Raw genomic sequence first — 19500 nt, forward strand, 5'->3', positions numbered from 1 at the left:
AATCCGCTCAAGGCCTTGTCATGCCGACCTCCAGGCCTAGCTCGGCTTTTCGCTAGGCGGCCGGGTAGGCCATGCAGACCGATTTGGTCTCCAGGTAAGCCTCTACGGCCGCACGCCCGTGCTCCCGACCCAGGCCCGATTGCTTGTAGCCCCCAAAGGGCATGCTGGGGTCCAGCATGTTATGCGTGTTGACCCACACGGTTCCGGCCTTGATGCCCGCAGTCAAACGCTGAACGCGGGCCAGATCCTGGCTCCAGACGCTGGCGCCCAGGCCAAAGTCCGTATCGTTGGCCAGTGCCAATGCCTGCGCCTCCGAATCAAACGCCGTGGCGACCACCACCGGCCCAAAAATCTCTTCACGCATGATGCGGGCATCGGGGGCTACATCGGCAAACACCGTGGGGCGTACAAAATAGCCTTGCTCAGGGCGCGCACCCTCGCCCGCCAACATGCGTCCCCCTTGCTGACGACCCACGTCGATGTAGTTCTGCACGCGCTGCTGATGGCGCGCCGAGATCAGCGGCGCAATCTGGGTGGACTGCTCAAAACCCGAACCCAGCGTCATGGAGGACGCCAGATCGGCTACGCCCTGCACCACGCGCTCATAAATGCCTTTTTGTACAAACAGACGCGAACCGGCGGTACACACCTGCCCCTGGTTAAAGAAAATGGCATTGGCCGCCCCTTGAATGGCCATGTCTACATCACAATCGTCCATGATGACCACAGGTGACTTGCCGCCCAGCTCCAAAGACATGCGCTTCATGTCATTGACGGCCTGATGGCCGATCAACTTGCCCACCTCCGTGGAACCAGTAAAGGAAATCTTGTTCACGTCGGGGTGTGCTGTCAGTGCCGCGCCCGTGCTCTCGCCACGACCCGTGATGACGTTGATCACCCCAGCGGGAAAACCGGCCTCCAGAGCTAGTTCGGCCAGACGGATGGCCGTGAGCGGGGTTTCCTCAGCGGGCTTGAGAACCACGGTGCAGCCAGCGGCCATGGCCGGGGCGATTTTCCATACTGCCATCAAGAGCGGGAAGTTCCAGGGCACAATCGCCCCCACCACCCCTACCGGCTCCTGACGGGTATACGCGTGGTAATTGATACCGGGTGGAAAAGCGATAGAAGGCGACAGTAGCTCACCACTGATCTTGGTGGCCCAGCCGGCCATGTAACGCAGCCATTGTGCGCTGGCACCCACTTCCAGACCGTAGGAGAAGAACAGCAGCTTGCCATTGTTCAAGGTTTCCAGACGAGCCAGTTCGTCGGCATGAGCTTCGACCAGATCAGCCAAACGCAGCAACAGGCGCTCACGCTGGGCAGGCAGCATCTTGCTCCATTCGCCCTGCTCCAAAGCCTGGCGGGCGGCCCGCACGGCCCTGTCTACGCCTTGAACACCAGCCTCGGGCTGATGCGCAATCACGTGTCCCGTGGCGGGATCGTAGACGGGTATCGTGGGTCCTTGAGATTCAGTGACGGGTTTGCCGTCAATAATCATGTGTTCGCGAATCGCGTTACGCTCGGCTTGTACGTCCTGCCCCATAGTCTGTCTCCACACGGAATAGTTGATTCTTCACGAATCCAGTATAGGGACGAGGCCAAGCCCAGACTTGTGATTCTGTGCACGAGGGCTTGTTGATTTGGGTACGGAGTGCACCCCGACCTGCGTTAGAACAAATCGAGCTGGGCGGGCAGGCTGGCTTGAATGTCGCCCACGCCGCTCACATGGACGCGGCGTTCGAAGTGCAGCAAGCTGGCTTTGCGATGCAAGCCGGAACTAAAGCCGGTCAACATGCCATTGGCTCCCTGCACGCGGTGGCAGGGCACGATGATGCTGATGGGATTGAGGCCACAGGCCTGACCGACAGCGCGCACGGCCTTGGGGCGGCCCAGATGATCGGCCATCTGACCATAGGTCCAGGTCTGGCCGTAGGGGATGGTCAGCAAAGCCTGCCAGACCTGTTGCTGGAACTCGGTGCCTTGCAGGCGAAAGGGCAGATCAAACTGCTGCCGACGACCGGCGAAATAATCATCCAGTTGTGCCTGTACCGGCAAGGCCAGCTCCGGTGCAGGCACCAGACCGGCCCGTTGCTCGGCGGTCAGGCCATGCACGGTCTCTTGCTCGAAGTCCAGACGCAGCAAAGCACCTTGAGCATCGACCAACAGACGCATCGTCCCTAAAGGCGTGTCAAAGCAGGCCGTACGCAGCCCGACATAGGCAAACATGGCAATTCCGGTCCAAAGGCAGAATGCTTGATCATACTGCGCGACTCGAGCCTCTTCAAAAACGCGGGCAACACCCAGGCAGCTTGGGCTTTAGCGTCAAAGAGAATCGACAAATGACAAATGACAAACTCCAGATTACGCACGACAGTTTGTTGAGCGGGATACTCCAAGCAAGGCGCATGCTCCCACAAAGCGTCAGGCACTCAATAGTGAGGAGTTGGCTTGTACTTTTGTGTCTGCCCACACCCACCGCTAACGGATGGGAGTGACGATCAACACGCAAACCTCGACACCCTCAAGCCCCTAACGCCGCTACATAAGCCGAAAGAACCACCTACGGCCAGGCCCTAGAAGCAGGCAGGGCTTGTATTAATAGTCATTGTGAGCCGGTCTGGCCCGGGGGGCCGTCCTCCGGGCGATTCAGGCTTCTTGCCGCAGGCAGGCTGGCTATTCGGGGTTCAAGCGTCCTGTTGTTTGAGCGCAATGCTTGTGCCTTGTCCGGGGGACAAGGCACTTTCGCGAGTTCAGGACGCGCCCGAATAGCTCGCCTGACCAGGGTACCGGTGCGTAGCACCGGCAAGGAGCCAAGCCCGGAGGACGGCCCTCCGGCCCAGACCGGCGTTTTCACGAGACACTCTCTAAACATGCAGCCACTTTTGCGCTCCTTGTTTCCTTATCTCACCAGCCTCCTGCTTCGGACGCAGCTCCGCTCTACCAGAGCCCAAAACGAAGAAGAAAAAGAAGTGACGCAAGCAAAAAATAAAAAACGGATAAACAGCGAGGGGATTCTCGATGTTTATCCGGCAATGACAACAAGTGCAGCAAGGTTTAAACGGTTTGCACACCCATGACGGACAAGTCCAGGCCCACACGGCGTACCACAGCCTCGAACTCGTCACGGCTGAGGTGATCCAGCGCCGTGGCTGGATCGCGGGTGGCGTCGCAGGCGATGATGCCACGGCGCATGTAGGAATATTTGCGCAGCGCCAGTGCCACTAGCGGTTGAAACTCGTAACGGATCAGCGAGCAATAACGGTCGAACACACGCGCGGCCTCTTGCTGCTCGCCTTGCCGATACAGCGCATAGACTTTGAGCAGGATTTCCGGAAAGGAGAAACCTGTCACGACACCATCGGCACCCCGCTGCAATTCCTCCAGAAAATGCATGCCGCCCAAGCCACTCAAAATGGGCAAGGTATCCCCTGACAAACCCCGCACGGCGGTGATTTTCTGGCCGACAGGGGGATCTTCGGAGTTCAGAATGGATACTCCCGCCTCCTCTTTCAGCCGCACCGCCAAAGCCGGGCTGATACGGGCTGCAAACAATTCCGGAAAGTCGTGAATGACGACGGGAATACGAATGGCCTGCACGATCTGGCGATAAAAAGACACCTGCATCTCGTCGTCCGCCCCGGCCAGGGGTGCGACAAAGATGGCATCTGCTCCCAGGTCCTCGGCACTGCGAGCCTGCTCCACCGCGGCTGCCGTTCCCATGGCCCGCACCCCCACCCAGACCGGCACTGCGCCACGCACGCCGGCCACCACCGTTTCAATAACACGCCGACGCTCGAACGTGCTGAGCTTATGCAACTCGCCCATCACCCCCAGAATCGCCAGTCCGTGTATACCGGCCTCCAGCTGAAAATTCACCAGACTGACCAGGCTTTGCAAATCCAGCTCGCCACCCGGTTTGAAAGGGGTCGGGCAAATGGAAAAGACACCTTTATTTTTCATAATGACACTCAGGCTCAACGTGGAATGACAAACGGCTTTTGCATACGCGAAATCATGCGTACCAAGGGCCAGAGAAGAATGAAGTAAATCAGCGCGGCCGCGACCAGCGGTGTCTGGCTGTAGGTCTCACCCTGCATGATCTGGGCCGAGCGCAACAGCTCGGGCAAGGCCACGGCCGAGGCAATCGAGGTCTGTTTGATGGCTTCCAGCGTATTGCTGGCCAGATCAGGGATCACATTCCGCACACCTTGCGGCACTACCACATAGGCCATGGCCTGGCGGGCATTCAGTCCCGTCGAGCGAGCCGCCTCATTTTGCCCCGGTGACACCGACTCCAGGCCCGCCCGGAAAATCTCCGCAAAATAGCCACTACTGTTCAGAACCAGGGCCAGCACCGTGGCAGAGAACTCATTCAGAGGCAGGCCCAGGAACGGCAAGCCGTAATAAATGAAGATCAGCAGCACCAAAGGCGGAAAGGCCCGGAAAAAGTCCACGTACAGCAAAATCAGCCGATTCAGCCAGCGATGCTGCTGATAGTGCACAGCGGCAATCACCAGACCCAGCAAGGCAGCCAGCGGCACGATAATGACCGAGAGCTTGACGGTCAGCCACAAGCCCTGCAGCAACAAGGGCCAGCTGGCGGCGAGAATCGTCGGATTGAGGAAGGTATCGATCAATTCCATCGCGCATCCCTCCTACGATTTGATCGCATAGCGCCGTTCCAGCACCCGCGTGAGATACACGAAGGGGAAGAAAATCAGGCAGAACAAAAAGGCCCCGGCCGTAAAGGCGGTGGGGTTGGCAATGGTGGACTGAATGTTGCTGGAGACGTTAAGCAATTCAGGCACAGCGATGACCGAGCCCAGCGTGGTGCCTTTGGTAATCCCGATGGCACGATTGGTCAGTGGAGGAATCGCCAGCCGCACGGCCTGCGGCAAGATGATGGCAAACAGCGTCTGGCTGAAACCCATGCCTGTCGAGCGCCCCGCTTCCCATTGCCCGGTCGGCACCGCTGCAATACCGGACCAAAAGATCTCTTCCGCAAAGGCGGACAGCACCAGACTCAAGGCCAGCACCGTGGCTGGCATAGGATCGATCACAATCCCCACAGACGGCAAAGCAAAAAAGACCAACACAATAATGACCAGTTGTGGAATCGCACGGAATACGTCCACATACAGCGTCATCAGGATATTGACTGGACGCCAGCCATAACAGCGCAGCACCGCCAGTGCCAGACCCAGGGCCGTGCCCAGAACCACGGTCATGACGGCCATTTGCAGCGTCACCCAAAAGCCCTGCAATATCTCAGGCAGGTAGGGGCTGATCAGCGTCCAGTTAAAGAAGTAATAAAGAATCTGCTCCATGGCGGGCCTCAGTGCATGCGGCTCAGAAAATCCTGAATGCGCTTGTGACGCGGCTGGCCCAAAATGTCCTCGGGACTGCCTTGATCCAGAATCACACCCTGGTCCATGAATACAATGCGGTCCCCCACCTCGCGGGCAAACTGCATTTCGTGGGTCACAATCACCATGGTCATGCCTGCATCACGGGTACGTTTCATCACGTTCAGCACTTCCCCCACCAGTTCAGGGTCCAGGCCCGAAGTAGGTTCATCAAACAGCATGACTTTGGGCTCCAGCGCCAGCGCACGGGCAATGCCCACACGTTGCTGCTGACCGCCGGACAACTGGCTGGGATAGTGCTCCATGCGCTGGGCCAGACCGACCTGCTCCAGGTGATGACGGGCCAGTTCCTCGGCCTGTGGCTTGGGTACTTTTTTCACCTTGCGCAACGCCAGCATCACATTGCCCAGCGCCGTCATATGCGGGTACAGATGGATGCCCTGAAACACCATGCCTATGTTTTGGCGCACCTGATTCAGATCGGTGCGAGGGCAGGTCACTTCATTGCCTGCCACCATAATCGTGCCGCTGGTGGGGGTCTCCAGACGGTTGATGCAACGCAGGCAGGTACTTTTTCCCGAGCCCGACCCGCCAATCATCACAAGAACTTCGCCGGTGTTGACGCTCAGGTCTATGCCTTTAAGAATTTCGGCCTGCCCAAAGGATTTGCGCAAGCCCTGGATGCGGACAATCTCACTCATGGTCGCTCCTTGACCGCCTGCCATCCGGGCAGGCGGGAACCGGCCCAGCAGGGCCGTATAGCTGGAAAATCAGCGCAAAAGCGCCTTAAGGACGGGAGCAGTCGGGGGTGTGCCCGGTGGGCTCGTAGCCGGGATAATCAGGCACGCCATAGCCGGGGAAGATCACCGTCATGGCGGTGCCGGCATTGGGTTCAGTGCCAAACCATTTCATGTGCAGCTTGGACAGCGATCCATCCTGCTTCATGCATTCCAGCACTTCGTCGACACGATTGCGCAAAGCCGTATCGTCCTTGCGAAACGCAAAGGCATAGTTGGCTTCGGTCGTCATGTCGTACACCGGTGCCAGAGCAGGGGTTTGCGTGGCAATGTAACGGGCCAATGGCGTTTCGGACATATTGGCAAACGCGCGGCCAATAGCCACCGCCTGCACCGCATCGGTATTCTTGTTGAAACGCTGGATCTTGTAGCCGTATTTATCCTGGTTATCCTGCAACCAGCGATCCGAGAAACTGCCATTATTGACAGCAATCGTCTTGCCTTTCAGATCATCCAGCGTATTGACCGTTGCGCCTTTTTTAGCCAGAAAGCTCAGACCGCCTGCCATATACGGCTCGGCAAACAGCATTTGCTCGGCCCGTTCCCGTGTGGTGTTGGTGGGCGCCGCCACCATGTCGTAGCGACTGGAAAACAGGCCCGCAAAAATGGCGGAAAACGGCGTGTCGATGACCTCGGCACCGTCATAGCCCATGCGCTGGGCTACTTCCTGGGTCAGATCGTTGGAAAAACCATCCAGCTTGCCATCGGCGCCGCGCATGAAAAACGGCACCAGGCCCACATCCGCGGCCACTTTGAACTTCTTGCCCTGATTGGGATTGTCCGCCTGTGCAGGCAGGCTCAAGGCCAGACTTGCAGCGACAGCCGCCAGCATCACACCCGCTTTCCTGCCCAGACAGGCATGTCCCAGGCGGACATGTCCCAAACGGGCACGTCCCAAACGGGCATGTCCCCCTTGAGAGGGAGTACGTGTGCGAGAAATAGCCGCGACCCACGCGGCAATGGTGTTTACACCTTGCATATTGTTGTCTCCTTGCCATTATTTTCTGTTTGTAGTGCGTTCATTCTAGGGTTGGCAAAACCTTGATGTCATATGCTTTTTTATTAACTCTTCATAACATTGCATTAAGTCAATAAGGCTGCCGCCTGCATAACATGGCGTTTGCAGGCAAGGTTCGGCAGGCGCCAATAGCGCAACCGGAACAAGACTTCTCTATGAGAAAGGGGGCGACGCGCCAGCGACCCCGTGCAGGACTAGGGCTTGAGTAATGAACGAGCCACTCAGGCCCAACCCGCCCGCATGCCCCGGGAAGCCGTCGAGACCACCATTTCCATGAAATCGTGTGCCAGTTGCGAGACCGGCACCACATTGGAATGCAGCATGTGCAAGGGCATGGTGGTGCGCGGATTGATCGGTCGTACCACCACATCCGGCCAGACGCGACCGGCCACGGCCAGTTCGTCCACAATCGCAATTCCCGCGCCGGCCTGCACCATGGCACAGGCAATATGAGTCAGACGCACTTCTACCGCCAGCTGCGGTATGCCGGGACGGTTGCCGAACAACTGCTGCACCATCTGGCCATAAGGGGTGTCATTGCCATAGCCAATCAGGTCCAGACCTTCCAGGTCACGGGCGTCCAGCTCCTGCTTGTCAGCCAGCGGATGGCTGGCTGGCAGCACAGCCACCAGATGGTTTTCGTAAATGGATTGGGCGTGCAGGCTGGGATGGGTCAGGGGCACAATCGCCACGCCCACTTCGGCCTGTTGCGTGACCAAAGCCTGTACCAGGTCGCTGGAAATCAGGGTACGCACATAGACCTTCACATCCGGAAAGGCCTGGCGAAAACGCGTCACCGCCATGGGAATCAAGGTCTGTCCCAAACTGGGACTGACGGCAATGTGCAAGCTACCATGACGCTTTTCGATCAAGTCGGTCGCCACCTCGTTGACCCGCTGCACACTGTTATGGACTTGCTCCACTTCCTGATAGAGCCGACGCGCTTCGGGCGTGGGATACAGCCGCCCTTTGATGCGCTCAAACAGCACCAGACCAATGCGTGATTCGGTATAGGACAGGAGGCGGCTGATGGCCGGCTGCGACACGTTCAGCAGTTGCGCTGCCTTGCTGATCGAGCCGGTCAGCATGATGGCGCGAAAAACCTCGATTTGACGAAGATTGAGCAACATCCCTTAACGTAGCCTTATGTTTCGAGCACAAATAAGCATAAGACATTTTAAGTGGCCTATGTTTCAATTTTTTCAAGCTGCCATCCCGGCGCGCCTTGATCGCACCGGGCTTACAGAGCGGCCTCATTACTACGACACGGAGACAAAACCATGCAAACCCTGCTTGCTCGCACCCTGGCGGTGCTGGGCGTGGGACTGGCCGCTGCTGCGCCCACCGCCCACGCCGCTGACAACGTTCATCTGATGCTGGACTTCATTCCCACCGGCGACTATGCCCCGTATTACTCGGGCATTGCCAACGGGATTTACGAGAAACACGGCATAGACCTGAAGATCACCCGCGGCACAGGTTCGGGCGACACCGTGCTGAAGGTAGCCGGTGGTGCCGCCGATATTGGTCTGGCCGACATTTCCGCCATTCTGACCTCGCGCCAGAACAGCCAGACTCCCATCAAGGCCATTGCGTCCACCTTCTCGCACTCGGCCCATTCCCTGTTTGTGCTCAAGGACTCGGGCATCACCAACTTCTCCGGCCTGGAGGGCAAAAAAATTGCCGTCTCGCCCGGCAACAGCCACAAGCTGTACTTCCCCATGGTGGCGCGCAAAGCCAATACCGATCCCGACAAGATTCAGTGGGTCACCGTCGACGGTTCTTCCATGGCGCCACTGCTGATTAACGGCAAAGTGGACGCCGCCCCTTTCCTGGCCACCAACTACTACTACCAGAACAAACAGGCCAAGCGTTTTGGCAAGGAGATCGTGGTGCTGCCCTTTAGCGACCAGGGTTTCAACATCTACGCCCTGTCCGTTTTCACCACTGACAAGACGCTGGCCGAACGCCCACAGATGGTGCAGAACTTTCTGAACGCCACCATCGAGGCCTGGGACGCCGCCCGCAAGGACCCGGACACGGCTTGTCAGGCCCACGTCAAAGCCAATCCTGAAATTGACCGGGATGACTGCATGGGCAATCTGAACGCCGTGCTGGGCTACATCTACACCGATTTCAGCAAGGAGCACGGTGTCGGCAGCCTGGAAGAGGGTCGCATGAAAAACACCTATGAAGCGGTGGCGGAGGCACAAAGCCTGGACCCTGCCTGGGACTATCACCAAGCCTACGACACCCAGTTCATCGTCAAGGCCAACGGCACGGCCAAGCCCTGAGCCACGCTGATTTTCGCGAGCGCTGGCTGGCCCCGGCGGGCCGGCGCGCGCCCTAGGAGCGCATTGTGATACGCATTCAAGACGTGAACCTGATCTACGGTCGTCATACCGAGCGCGAGACTCAGGCACTGAAACACATCAATCTGGACATCCAGGACAACGAAATCATTGCCATCGTCGGCGCGTCGGGCTGCGGGAAATCCACCCTGCTGCGCCTGATTGCCGGCTTGCTGATGCCCTCAAGCGGCACCGTCAGTATTGATGATGAAATCGTTGCCCACCCCCGCCAGGACACCGGCATTGTGTTCCAGGCCCCGACCCTGGTGCCCTGGGCCAATATTCTGGACAACACCCTCTTGCCGTCCAGCATCATGGGTTGCCTGGACGATCAGGCCCGCAGCCGCGCCACGCGCCTGTTGACCACCGCAGGTCTGGGCAATTTCCTGCACCATCATCCCAAACAGTTGTCTGGTGGCATGCAGCAACGCGTCGCCATTTGCCGCGCACTGGTTCACAACCCGAAAGTGGTGCTGATGGACGAACCTTTTGGCGCTCTGGACGCGCTGACCCGCGAGACCATGACGCTGGAGTTGCTGCGCCTTTGGTACGAAGACCCCAAAACCATCGTGTTTGTGACGCACTCGATTTCCGAGGCCGTCATGCTGGGGCATCGCATCGTGGTCATGTCGCCACGCCCCGGCCAGATTACCGAGATTCTGGACGTGAGCCTGCCGCGTGAACGTGACTTTTCCCTAGTGGGCACACCGGAATTTACGCGCTGTGCCGCTGCCGTGCGTGAACTTATTTTCCAACACGAGGTGGCGTGATGAGTGAGCAAGCTCAAACCCTGGGCGTCACGCCCGTCTATAAACGACGGCTGCGCCTGCGCGATTTCAATGAAATTACCGTCCCGGCCATCACCCTGATTGCCGTGGTCATTTTGTGGGAGCTGGCCAGCCGCCTGTTTGACATCCCTGAATACCTGGTGCCCGCCCCCTCGCGCATCTGGGCCGACTCCATGCAGATGAAAGAAGCCATGCTGATGCATACGCTGGTCTCGACGCGCACCATCATGCTGGGCTTTTTGCTGTCCATTGCGGTGAGCTTCCCGCTGGCCGTGCTGATTACCTATTCACGTTTTTTTGAGCAGGCCATCTATCCCTTATTGATCCTGACCCAATCCATCCCCAAGGTGGCTCTGGCTCCGATCCTGGTCATTATCTTCGGCCCCACCGAGTTACCCCGTGTGGTGGTGACGTTTCTGGTCGCCTTCTTCCCGCTGGTGATCTCCATGACGGCAGGCCTGCTCGCAGCGCCACCCGAGCTGATTGAGCTGGTGCGTGCGTGCCGCGCCACCCGCCTGCAGGAGTTTTTCCGCATTCGCCTGCCCTTTGCCGTGCCCTTTATTTTCTCGGGCCTGAAAGTGGCCATTACCTTGTCCGTGGTGGGCGCCGTGGTGGGCGAGTTTGTGGCGGCCGACCAAGGTCTGGGTTACCTGATCACGACCTCCACCGCCTTTTTCAAGACGCCGGTTGCCTTCGGTGCCATGGCCATCCTGTCGGTCCTGGGCATTGTGTTCTTCCAGGTGATTTCCGCCGCCGAACGCATCCTGTTCCCGTGGGCGATCAAAGACAATCGGAGCTGATCATGACCTCCCCTTATACCGTCATCCGTGGTGGCCTGGTGCTGTCCCACGCCCAGGCCAAGGCCGAGCCTTTGGACATCCTGATCAAGAATGGCGAGATCGAAGCCATGGGCCCGCCCGGCTTGCCCGTCCCCGTCGATGCCACGGTGGTACAAGCGGACGACCAATTGCTGCATCCCGGCTTGATCAACGCCCACACTCACGGCCATGGCACCTATGCCAAGGCCATGGGAGATCGCTGGTCACTGGAACTGTTATTGACGGCTGGCCCCTGGATCAATGGCGACCGCCATCTGGAAGACAAATACCTGAGCACGCAGCTCAATGCGGCCGAAATGCTGCTCAAGGGCTGTACCGCCAGCTACGACCTGTACTCCGAGGTGCCTGTACCCACTGCCGAAGGCATGAATGCCGTGGCCCAGGCCTATGTGGATGCCGGCATGCGGGCCACGGTCGCGCCCATGATGGCCGACCTGTCCTTTTACCAGTCCGTGCCCGGCCTGATCGAAGCCCTGCCCCAGGACTTGCAGAAGTTTGTGGCCCAACTGACACCGCAATCATTCCGGGCCACGCTATCGGGGCTGACGGACTTTCTGGACCAGCAGCGCAACGCCGACCGCATTCGCGTGGCCCTGGCCCCGACCATTCCCATGTTGTGTTCGGACGAGTTCCTGCAAAGCTGTGGTGAAATCAGCGCGGAGCGCGATATCGGCCTGCACAGCCACGTTGGCGAGTCCTATGTGCAAGCCCTGACCGGCATGAAACGTTATGGCAGCACCATTGTTCAACACCTGGACAAGCTGGGCCTGATCTCGCCCCGTTTCACCCTGGCGCACGCCATCTGGCTGGACGAGCGCGACCTGGACATTCTGGCGGTGCGCGGAGCCATGGTGGCCCACAACCCCGGCAGCAATATGCGTCTGGGCAATGGGATTGCCGATGTGAATGCCATGCTGGAGCGCGGTATTACCGTGGGTCTGGGCACGGACGGCTCAAACAGTGGCGATAACCAGAACATGTACGAAGCCATGCGCCTGGCCTCCTTCTCATCCAAGGTGCGTGGCCCCAATACCGAACGCTGGATTACCACCGAACAAGCGCTGTACGCGGCCACCGAAGGCAGCGCCCGCTGCCTGGGCATGGGCGAGCAACTGGGACGTCTGGAGCCGGGTCGCAAGGCCGATATCGTGTTTCTGGATCTGGCCCATATCAACTGGATTCCGCATAACAACACGGTCAATCAGCTCGTGCATCTGGAAGACGGTCTGGCCCTGCGCCACGTAATGGTCGACGGCCGGTTTGCCGTGCGCGACCGACAGTTAACACAAGTGAATATGCCGCGCCTGCGACAGCAAGTGGAGCAGGCCCAGGAACGCATCACACGCAATACCTACGACAAGCGCCACATCACGGAAAAACTGGCCAAGGCCGTAGGTTCTTTCTGCCTGTGCCTGGGCCATGACCGCTATCACGTGCAGCGCTGGGCACACCCCAGCCAAGACTTAACATGACGTTATGTTTTACAGATAAATAGGCATACGACATTCATGAATGGATTTGCTTCAATCATGGAAACGAACACGATTGCGGACACGCGAGCTAGGCGGGTCCGAGCCCTTCAAGGAGGAAGACAATGAGCGATTTTGATCTGGTAGTACGAGGAAATATTGTTGAGCGCGACCGCATCATCACGGACGGCTGGGTCGCCGTGCGTGAGGGCCGGGTGGCCGCACGCGGTATTGGCGCGGCTCCTTCAGCCCGTGAACATGTGGATGCGCGTGGCATGTGGGTCATGCCCGGCGTGCTGGACGGTCAGGTGCACTCCGGCAGCCAGGCCAATCAGGAAGGGCTGGGCTGGGCCTCACGGGCGGCGGCAGCCGGTGGCGTCACCACCATGGTGGAAATGCCTTATGACGACCCCGAACCCGTGGCCTCCCGCCCGCAGCTGGAAGACAAGATTGCCCGCATTGAAAGCGATTGCCATGTGGACGTGGCCTGCTACGGCACCCTGAATGACCAGCACGGTCTGGAAGCGGCCGCCGGCCTGATTGAAGGCGGTGTCTGCGGTTTCAAATTCTCAACCTTTGAAGCCAGCCCCAACCGCTTCCCGCGCGTGGAAGAAGACATTCTGATGGAGGCCTTTCGCCTGATCGCCCCCTCCGGTCTGGCTTGCGGTGTGCATAACCAGGACCAGGAGCTGACCCGCAAGAACATCAAGCGCATGGTTGAAGCGGGTGATACAGGCTGGGACGCGTTCTTGCGCGCCCATACCCCCCTGATCGAAAACCTGGCCACCAGCGCCATTTATGAAATCGGGGCCCAGACCGGCGCCCGTGCCCACGCCGTACACGTCTCCCTGTCGCGTGGCTTTGAGATCTGCAATATGTATCGCCGGGCCGGCCACAAAGCCTCGATCGAAACCTGCGTGCAGTACCTGATGCTGAACCACGAGGAGCATACCCGCCGCTTTGGTGCCAAGACCAAACACTACCCACCCATTCGTCCCAAAGCGGAAATGGATCTGCTCTGGACCCACATCGCCAACGACGAATGTACCTTCGTGTCCTCCGACCACGTAAGCTGGGGCCTGGAGCGCAAACAGTTTGAAAACGTGTTTCAGAACTCCTCCGGTGGTCCTGGTCTGGAAACGCTGCTGCCCGCCTTCTGGACCGGCTGCGCCGAGCACGGCATTTCCCCCACCATGGTCGTCAAGCAATTGTGCTGGGGCCCGGCCCAACACTTCCTGCTGGAACACCGCAAGGGCTCGCTGAATGTAGGTGCAGATGCCGACATCGTGATCGTCAAACCCGACACCTACCGCTTTGACCCGTCCACCAGCCTGTCCGCCGTGACCTGGAGTTCTTTTGAGGACCGCGAGTTTCAGGTACGTGTGGAAGCCACCTATGTGCGAGGACAACTGGCCTGGGACGGCAAGACCATACGCAATGCCGCGGGCGACGGTCAGTTCATCCGTCCGCACAAAGCAGGCGAATTGTCATGAGTCTGGCCATGCCCTTGTTGAATCAGGAGCGCCTGTGGCGCAGCACCCAGGAGCTGGCAAGGTTCACATTGCCCGACCAGCCCTGGACCCGCCGCGCCTTCTCCGATCTGTTTCTGCAATCACGTCAGTGGCTGCGGGAACAGTTCGAGCAAGCAGGCTTGAGCGTACGCATGGACGCCGCCGGCAATCTGATCGGTCGCCGTGAAGGGCGCAAGCCTGGGCTGGCGCCGATTACAACCGGCTCACACTGCGACACCGTGATGTATGGCGGACGCTACGACGGCATTATCGGCGTGCTGGCCGGGCTGGAAGTCGCCCGTTGCCTGAACGAGCAGGACATCGAGCTGGACCATCCTTTTGAAGTGGTGGATTTTCTGTCTGAGGAACCTAGCGACTATGGCGTGTCCTGCGTAGGCAGCCGTGCCATGGGCGGTGTCCTGTCCGAAGCCATGCTGGCCGAACGCAATCCACAGGGCGAAACACTGGCGCAAGGCATTGCCCGCATCGGCGGCCGCCCCCAGGAACTGGCCCAGGCCCGTCGTGCCCCTGGCGATACTGCCGCCTTTGTCGAGCTGCATATCGAACAAGGGCCCGTGCTGGAGTCGCGCAATCTGCCCATTGGCGTGGTTAGCAATATCGTGGGCATTTGCCGCCATCGCATCATCATTACCGGTCGCCCTGACCATGCCGGCACCACCCCCATGGACATACGTCGTGATGCCCTGGTCGGTGCCAGCCTGATCATCGGTGAAGTGGACCGCAAGGCCCGCCGTGCGCTGGGAGGGCCAGACTATCTGGTCGCCACCATTGGCAACCTGAACCTGACGCCCAACGCCTCCAATGCCGTACCCGGCCGTGTGGAGATGATGGTGGAAGTACGCAGCGACCGCCAGGAGCTGATGCAGAACTTCACCGAGGAGTTGCTGGCCCAGTTGCGCCCGGACATCGAGGCCATGGGCCTGGGTCTGGACGCGGCGCAAGTCAGCCTGGCCAAGCCCACGGACTGCACGCCCGATGTGATGAGCATCATCGAGCAGGCCGCCAGTGCGTTGGGTTACCCGAGCATGGTGATGCCCAGCGGAGCCGGTCACGATGCGGTCTACATGGCCCCCAGCGGCCCTATCGGCATGATTTTCATTCCCTGCCTGAATGGTCGCAGCCATTGCCCCGAAGAATCGATTACTTCCGAGCAGTTGCTGGACGGTACACGCGTGCTGTATCAGAGCATTGTCATGTTGGACCAGCACCTGGAGAACTGACATGGACTGGTCCTGCGATCAGCTTGGCGAACGCGAACGCTACCGCTTGTTGGTCAACACCGTGTTGCCGCGCCCCATTGCCCTGGTCACCACCTGTGACCCGCAAGGGCGCGTGAACACGGCCCCTTTCAGTTTTTTCAATGTGATGGGCTCAGAGCCTGCCGTCTTGGCGCTGGGCCTGGAAAACGACGCGCACTCTGCCGATGGCCTGAAAGACACCACCCGCAACATCCTGGCAACAGGACAGTTTGTGGTGAACCTGATTAGCGCGAAATTGGCACGCGCCATGAATATCTGCGGCATAGCCTACCCGACCGGACAGGCCGAGCACCTGCAAGCGGGCCTGAATCTGGCCCCCAGTGCACAAGTGCAGCCGCCCCGCATCGCCCAATGCCCGGTGCAGTTTGAATGCCGCTTGCACACTGCACTGGACCTGGGCCCGCTACGCCATATCGTCATTGGCGAAATCCTGCATCTGCACTGCGACGACGCCATCCTGACGCCTGACGGGCGCATTGACATAGCCGCTTACGACCCGATCGGGCGCCTGCATGGTTCGGACTGGTATGTCGGCCTGCAAGGCCGCTTTCAATCAGAAAAACTGAGCCATCACAACGGGCCGCCGCCCACCCAAACCTAAAAACATCATGAATCGTCGCCCTCATATCTACGTTCTGAACCCCAATTCCAGCCAGATCGTAACGGATGGCCTGGACCGTGCCGTCCAGCCCCTGCGTCTGGCCGATGGCCCGGCCATCTCCTGCCTGCGCTTGCCCCAAGGCCCGGCGGGTGTACAAAGCCAAACCGATATTGACACCCTGATTCCTCACCTGCGCGCCCAGGCCCTGAGCGTCCAAGAAGACGCCGCCGCCTATGTGGTGGCCTGCTTTAGCGACCCCGGCCTGTACACTTTGCGCGAAGCGGTGGATGTGCCTGTATTGGGCATTGCCGAAACCGGCGTGCTGACCGCCTTGACGCTGGGCCAACGCTTTGGCGTGCTCTCCATATTGCAGGCCTCCATCCCGCGTCACCTGCGCTACTTTGGGGCCATGGGCGTCACCGACCGCCTCGCTGCCGATCTGGCCATCAATATGAGCGTGTCAGAACTGGCCGACGAGAAAAGAACCCTGCAAGGCCTGACAGAAGTCGGCCGGCGTTTGCGTGACGAGCACGGTGCTGATGTGGTGGTACTCGGCTGCGCGGGCATGGCCAGTCAACGAGAGGCGCTGGAGCAAGCCTTGGGGATTGCCGTCGTGGAACCCACGCAGGCTACCGTGGCCGTTGCCCTGGGTCGTTGCTTGCTAGGCTGGTAAGTGTCGATGAACGCCCCTCCAGAATCGAGCGGTCTGGCAAGCGCACGGCGTCTGCTCCAGGCTCGCCACGAACACCGCCCCATCCAGGACTGGCCCGAAGCGCTACGCCCGGTGTCTTTTGAGCAGGCCTACCTTGTCCAGGCACTGCAAATGGAGGTGTTGGGTCCTATCGGCGGCTGGAAAGTAGGTGCAGCCACCGCAGTGGCCCCCCCTACCTGCGCGCCCCTACCCCTGCGCTTTCGCCATGCCAACCCAACAGAGCCCGTCGGCACGGATCTGGACTTGCGAGGCATGGAAGTGGAGATTGGCCTGATCCTGGGACAGGATCTGCCACCCAGTCACGCCCCTTACTCGCTGGAGCAGATCTGGGAGGCGGTCAGCCAAGTCTGCGTGGCGGTCGAAATCGTAGAGTCCCGCTTTGCGCAACGCGATACGGTAGGCCGCCTATCCACCTTGGCAGATCTGGCCAGTCATGGTGCGCTGGTCTATCAAGTCCAAGGCAAGGCGGCACAGGACAGGACACTACTCCAGCCGCAGTGGGCGCGCTTGCAGGTCGGACAGCAAACACCCCTACAAGGCCCAACTCAAAACCCCGCTGGCGAGTTGACGCGGCTGCTGATCTGGCTGGCAAATCAAGGCAGCCATCATGGCGGTGGATTGCAAAAGGGGCAAGTCATCATCACCGGCTCTTGCCTGCCCATGCTGTATGCCACTGCCGGAGACCGGATTCAGGCGGCCATTCAAGGGCTAGGCGAACTGGACTTTATCTGTGCCTGACACCAGCGGAAGCGGCCTGCCTATCGGATAGCACCGCAAGTGGGCTTTTACTCTCTATGATGTGTACTGCAAAAAGTACACGGGCGCGATCCATTGCCGCCCCGCCACCCCAACATTCGGAGAAAGGCCCATGAGCAAAAACGAAATCACCTGGTCCAATGGTCAATGGAGCGACACCAGCGCCCCCTTGATTGGCGCTACTGACCACGCTTTCTGGATGGCCACGACGGTGTTTGACGGTGCCCGCTCCATTCAGGGCCATACGCCGGATCTGGACCTGCACTGTGAGCGCCTGAACCGTTCGGCCATCACCCTGGGCATGGAACCGGTGATGACCCCCCAACAGACCGTCGACCTGGTACACGAGGGCCTGAAAAAACTGTCCCACACGACGGATTACTACATCAAGCTGCTGTATTTCGCACCCGGCGGTTTTATCCAGCCTGATCCGTCAACGAGCCAACTGGCCATTCATATTTTTGAATCTCCCATGCCGGACGACAGCGGCTTTAGCGCCACATTCAGCGAATTCCTGCGCCCCGATCCCTCCATGGCTCCCACCGATGCCAAGGCGTCCTGCCTGTACCCCAATACCCAGCGTATCTTGCGCGATGCCAGCGCACGCGGTTTTGACAACGCCATCGTGCTGGACTCCAAGGGTAAAGTGGCCGAGTTTGCCGTCGCCAATTTGTGGATTGTGCGTGACGGCATCGTGCTGACGCCCGAACTGAACGGCACATTCCTGAACGGCATTACCCGCCGACGTGTCCTGCAGCTGCTGCGAGATGACGGCATGGAGGTGCGGGAAGCCAGCCTGACGCCACAAGACGTGTTGGAAGCAGATGAAGTATTCAGCACTGGCAATTACGGCAAGGTCCTGCACTGCAATCGCATTGACGACCGCCACTATGCTCGCGGCCCGGTTGAAACCCGTGCTCACGAGCTGTACATGGCGTATACCGAACGCAATTAAGGGGCGAACAGACTCGCCGCCCCCACGAACACCGGGGGCGGATGAGTCTTGAGCCTGAACAACTGGGTGTCCGGGACAGGCTCTGCCCCTGGAAAAACGGCTCAATCATGAGCCGTTTCGTAATCAAGCCTGCGAATCAACCGTGCATGGGTCCAGTGGCTCATTGGCGGCCGGGGCACTTTCCTGCAGCGCCTGCGCCTGCTTCATCTGATGGAGCAAGCTATGCAGCATCTCGGTGGACAGACCGTGCAGCACCAGGCGGTAACCAGCTCGCAAGGTCGACATGGGCACCAGAGGGTGGCCATTGTTCACCAGAATCAGGTGCTCAGGAGCCTGCAGGATCTTGGCCGCGTAGATGCCAATAGTCTCATCCAGCTGCAGGGAGTTGGCCGCGCGCCAGAAGTCGTTATCGGTCAGCAGCAACTGGTACAAGGGCGTGAACAGTTCGATGGCACTTTGCAGGTCCACCTTGTTCAAGGGGCCTTGGGGCATATCTTCCAAGGCCAGGGGAACGGGCTGAATCATGGAAAAATCCACCCGCTCCGGCGGGCCAATTTCCTGATGATTGTCCCGCAAAGCCTGATTGAGACGGATGACGAAATTGAACAGGTTCAAATCGTGCTTCACAAAGGTGTGATCCCGCAATTCGTCCAGATTCATGGGCGTGAGCGGCGTGGTCGGCACCGAGGTGGGCGAGTTGGCGGCAATAAAAGCCAGCACCTGTGAGCCCAGGTGAAAGTGTCGCAAGATCAGCCAGTTTGCCTGAGGCGAAACAAAACGCTTGAGGCCCCACACCAAAATGCGGTGCAGCAGGCCCGAGTGCGACCATTTGCGCGGCAAAAAGGTTTTAACGACCTGAATCAGCACAATCGTCAAACGGGCCAGGGGCCGCAAAAACGGCAACAAATACTGGCGCGAGGACGAGCTGGAATCAGTCAGCCAGGCCTGCTTGACCTCGTCTGGCAAGGGGGTGCTGCGATCCAGATACAGGGCCCGCCAGGGATTGGGGTCCTGCGGGTCATGCGGTTTGCTTAAAAAATCCGGGATGGGGTCCATG

The 19500-nt window shown here is 59.4% G+C and carries 19 protein-coding genes; 10 read left to right on the forward strand and 9 right to left on the reverse strand.

Features of this window, described 5'->3' with window-relative positions; all coding sequences use genetic code 11:
• Window positions 1-52: 52 nt before the first annotated feature.
• The 8 genes from V6936_RS11705 to V6936_RS11740 all read right to left on the reverse strand — a co-directional run bounded on the left by V6936_RS11705 (window position 53) and on the right by V6936_RS11740 (window position 8311).
• The gene (locus V6936_RS11705; RefSeq protein ID WP_003804351.1) at window positions 53-1543 is read right to left on the reverse strand and encodes an aldehyde dehydrogenase family protein; all 1491 of its coding nucleotides are present in this window, start codon (window positions 1541-1543) and stop codon (window positions 53-55) included.
• 125 nt (window positions 1544-1668) lie between these two features.
• Window positions 1669-2226, reverse strand: coding sequence for a methylated-DNA--[protein]-cysteine S-methyltransferase (locus tag V6936_RS11710; protein WP_003804353.1), 558 nt, complete (start codon window positions 2224-2226; stop codon window positions 1669-1671).
• 828 nt (window positions 2227-3054) lie between these two features.
• The gene (locus V6936_RS11715) at window positions 3055-3960 is read right to left on the reverse strand and encodes a dihydrodipicolinate synthase family protein (protein ID WP_336579923.1); all 906 of its coding nucleotides are present in this window, start codon (window positions 3958-3960) and stop codon (window positions 3055-3057) included.
• A gap of 14 nt (window positions 3961-3974) precedes the next feature.
• The gene (locus V6936_RS11720; protein ID WP_003804356.1) at window positions 3975-4643 is read right to left on the reverse strand and encodes an amino acid ABC transporter permease; all 669 of its coding nucleotides are present in this window, start codon (window positions 4641-4643) and stop codon (window positions 3975-3977) included.
• 12 nt (window positions 4644-4655) lie between these two features.
• On the reverse strand, window positions 4656-5327 hold the full coding sequence (locus tag V6936_RS11725) for an amino acid ABC transporter permease (RefSeq protein WP_003804358.1): 672 nt from the start codon (window positions 5325-5327) through the stop codon (window positions 4656-4658).
• An 8-nt stretch (window positions 5328-5335) separates the two neighbouring features.
• Complete coding sequence (locus V6936_RS11730) at window positions 5336-6067, reverse strand: amino acid ABC transporter ATP-binding protein (protein WP_003804360.1); 732 nt, start codon at window positions 6065-6067, stop codon at window positions 5336-5338.
• A gap of 85 nt (window positions 6068-6152) precedes the next feature.
• Window positions 6153-7142 carry a substrate-binding periplasmic protein gene (locus V6936_RS11735; protein WP_003804362.1) on the reverse strand — a complete coding sequence of 330 codons (990 nt, stop codon included), beginning with the start codon at window positions 7140-7142 and terminating at the stop codon, window positions 6153-6155.
• A gap of 260 nt (window positions 7143-7402) precedes the next feature.
• Window positions 7403-8311, reverse strand: coding sequence for a LysR substrate-binding domain-containing protein (locus V6936_RS11740; protein ID WP_003804363.1), 909 nt, complete (start codon window positions 8309-8311; stop codon window positions 7403-7405).
• A 150-nt stretch (window positions 8312-8461) separates the two neighbouring features.
• Between V6936_RS11740 and V6936_RS11745 the strand changes: the two genes are divergently transcribed.
• The 10 genes from V6936_RS11745 (at window position 8462) to V6936_RS11790 (ending at window position 18443) form a co-directional block, all read left to right on the forward strand.
• Window positions 8462-9475: an ABC transporter substrate-binding protein gene (locus V6936_RS11745; RefSeq protein ID WP_003804365.1), complete on the forward strand. Its 1014-nt coding sequence runs from the start codon at window positions 8462-8464 to the stop codon at window positions 9473-9475.
• A gap of 65 nt (window positions 9476-9540) precedes the next feature.
• On the forward strand, window positions 9541-10302 hold the full coding sequence (locus V6936_RS11750) for an ABC transporter ATP-binding protein (RefSeq protein ID WP_003804366.1): 762 nt from the start codon (window positions 9541-9543) through the stop codon (window positions 10300-10302).
• Window positions 10302-11120: an ABC transporter permease gene (locus V6936_RS11755; RefSeq protein WP_003804367.1), complete on the forward strand. Its 819-nt coding sequence runs from the start codon at window positions 10302-10304 to the stop codon at window positions 11118-11120. The genes V6936_RS11750 and V6936_RS11755 overlap by 1 nt, the downstream gene beginning before the upstream one ends.
• A gap of 2 nt (window positions 11121-11122) precedes the next feature.
• Window positions 11123-12631 (forward strand): amidohydrolase family protein, encoded by a 1509-nt coding sequence (locus tag V6936_RS11760; protein ID WP_240208881.1) that lies wholly within the window; start codon window positions 11123-11125, stop codon window positions 12629-12631.
• Window positions 12632-12753: 122 nt separating this feature from the next.
• Window positions 12754-14121, forward strand: a complete 1368-nt coding sequence (locus V6936_RS11765) for a dihydroorotase (protein ID WP_059318485.1) — start codon at window positions 12754-12756, stop codon at window positions 14119-14121.
• Entirely contained in the window at window positions 14118-15380 is a 1263-nt protein-coding gene (locus tag V6936_RS11770) for a Zn-dependent hydrolase (RefSeq protein WP_003804372.1), read from the forward strand. The genes V6936_RS11765 and V6936_RS11770 overlap by 4 nt, the downstream gene beginning before the upstream one ends.
• Window position 15381: 1 nt before the next feature.
• A complete protein-coding gene (locus V6936_RS11775; RefSeq protein WP_131071206.1) occupies window positions 15382-16020 on the forward strand; it encodes a flavin reductase family protein in 639 nt (212 codons plus the stop codon).
• Between the two features lie 7 nt (window positions 16021-16027).
• Window positions 16028-16693, forward strand: coding sequence for an aspartate/glutamate racemase family protein (locus V6936_RS11780; protein WP_003804376.1), 666 nt, complete (start codon window positions 16028-16030; stop codon window positions 16691-16693).
• Between the two features lie 6 nt (window positions 16694-16699).
• On the forward strand, window positions 16700-17470 hold the full coding sequence (locus V6936_RS11785) for a fumarylacetoacetate hydrolase family protein (protein ID WP_003804379.1): 771 nt from the start codon (window positions 16700-16702) through the stop codon (window positions 17468-17470).
• Window positions 17471-17600: 130 nt separating this feature from the next.
• Window positions 17601-18443: a branched-chain amino acid aminotransferase gene (locus V6936_RS11790; protein WP_003804381.1), complete on the forward strand. Its 843-nt coding sequence runs from the start codon at window positions 17601-17603 to the stop codon at window positions 18441-18443.
• A 123-nt stretch (window positions 18444-18566) separates the two neighbouring features.
• On the opposite strand, the gene V6936_RS11795 is transcribed toward V6936_RS11790, so the two are convergent.
• The gene (locus V6936_RS11795; protein ID WP_003804382.1) at window positions 18567-19499 is read right to left on the reverse strand and encodes a DUF6999 family protein; all 933 of its coding nucleotides are present in this window, start codon (window positions 19497-19499) and stop codon (window positions 18567-18569) included.
• Window position 19500: the final 1 nt, after the last annotated feature.

Origin of the sequence: Alcaligenes sp. CHO6, assembly GCF_037120595.1 — a bacterium.
Classification (GTDB): Bacteria; Pseudomonadota; Gammaproteobacteria; order Burkholderiales; family Burkholderiaceae_B; genus Alcaligenes; species Alcaligenes ammonioxydans.